The sequence below is a fragment of the Kutzneria sp. 744 genome (assembly GCF_000568255.1).
In the GTDB taxonomy this organism is placed as follows: Bacteria; Actinomycetota; Actinomycetes; order Mycobacteriales; family Pseudonocardiaceae; genus Kutzneria.
Genome location: NZ_KK037166.1, coordinates 8,627,305 through 8,628,929 on the forward strand (window position 1 = coordinate 8,627,305; position 1,625 = coordinate 8,628,929).

Sequence of the window (1,625 nt, forward strand, 5' to 3'; positions counted from 1 at the left end):
GTCGCGCGCCCCGGCTTTTGCTGACAACGCTCGCCGATCGCCAGATCGAGGTCGCCCTGCTGCGAGCGGTGTTGGCCGGGGCGGCCGACGGGCGGTCCGCGGTGGTCGCCGTGAAAGGCCCGCCCGGCATCGGCCACACGGCCCTGGCGGCCTGCGCCGACACGCTGGCCGCCGACGTCGGCATGAAGGTCGTGCACGCCACCGGGTCGCCCAGCGAGGCCGAACGCCGCTGGGTGTGGTGGCGCAGCTGATGGCCCCGCTGCTGCCGCCCGACAGTCCACAGTGGAACCTCTTGCGCAACGGGGCCGGGCCGGCGGCGCTGGGCCAGCTCATCCGGGAGTTTCTCGCCCCGGCGCGGCAGCGGCCGCTGCTGGCGATCGTGGACGACGCGCAGTGGGCCGACCCGGAATCGTTGCGCTGGCTGCAAGGTGTTGCGCGGCGGATGACCGGCACCCGGCTGGTGCTGCTGCTGACCGTGCGCAGCGGGGCCGACCTGGCCGAGACCGCCATCACCGCCACCCACCAGCTGCGGCTGGCCCCGCTCGACGCGGCGGCCGTGCGTGCGGTGCTGGACCGCGAATTTCCCGACGGCGTCAGCGAAAAATTCGCGGCGGTGGCGGCCGAGTCCACCCGCGGCAACCCGGCGGTGCTGCGGGCCGTGCTCGGACGCCTGAGCGCGCAACGGGTCCTGCCCGACGACAAGGCCGTTCCCCAGCTGCGCGAGGCCATCGCCGAGGCGACCAGCGACCTGGTGTCCCGCACCATCGACGGCCTGCCGGCCGAACTGGTGCTGCTGCTGCGGGCCATCGCCATCTGCAACGGCATCCTCGACTTCGACCTGGTGTGCACGGTCGGCGGCCTGCACTCCTGGTCCGCGCCACGGGCCCGGGCCATGCTGCACAACGCCGGCCTGACCACGAGCGGCGGGCGGCCGCTGCTGGCGGCCTGGGTCTCGGCCGATCGGCTGCTGGCCGGAATGCCTGTGGCCCAACGTGAATCGATGCACGTTCATGCAGCGCGGCTGGGGCATCTCAGCGCCGCCGAGGACACCGGCGTCGCGGCGATCCTGTTGGGCACCAAGGCGATCGGCGAGTCGTGGGCGGTGGACGTGCTGCGCCGCGCCGCCGCCTGGCACAATCTGGCCGGCGACACCGTGGCCGCGACCAAGCTGCTGTCCCGGGCCACCCGGGAGACCGGGGATCCGGTGGCGCACGCCAAGGTTCTGCTGGAGCTGGGCGAGATCGAGTTGCTGGAGAGCACCGAGGCGGCCGACCGGCACCTGGGTCAGGTGATCGTCTCCGAGGGCGGGCCGGAGATCGGGCCACTGCGGGTGCGCGCCGCCGACCTACTCTTCGCCCGTGGCGCGGGAATGCTGGTGCGACGGCTCACCGCCACCGCCTACCGCAGTCATCGGCTGGACGAGGAATCCACCGACCAGCTCCTGGCGCTGCACTGGCTGGCCGAGGACGACGCCGCGATGCCGATCAGCCTGGACGGCCCGGCCACGCTGGTCGCGGAGCCGGAGAACCCGACCCAGGCCGGCGTCGCCGCCTGGCACCTGGCCACCGCCGGCCGCAACATCGAGCTGTGCAAAGTGTTGGCGCGTAAGGCAATCGCCTCCGATG

At 73.3% G+C, this 1,625-nt stretch carries 2 protein-coding genes; both read left to right on the forward strand.

The genetic code is table 11. The features are described 5' to 3' along the window. Positions 1-251: P-loop NTPase family protein (locus tag KUTG_RS39815; RefSeq protein WP_198047466.1), on the forward strand; the 251-nt coding region annotated here is incomplete at its 5' end. Then, positions 239-1,625, forward strand: a 1,387-nt coding sequence (locus KUTG_RS62190; protein ID WP_198047467.1) for an ATP-binding protein, incomplete at its 3' end; no start/stop codon positions are given. The genes KUTG_RS39815 and KUTG_RS62190, both read left to right, overlap by 13 nt.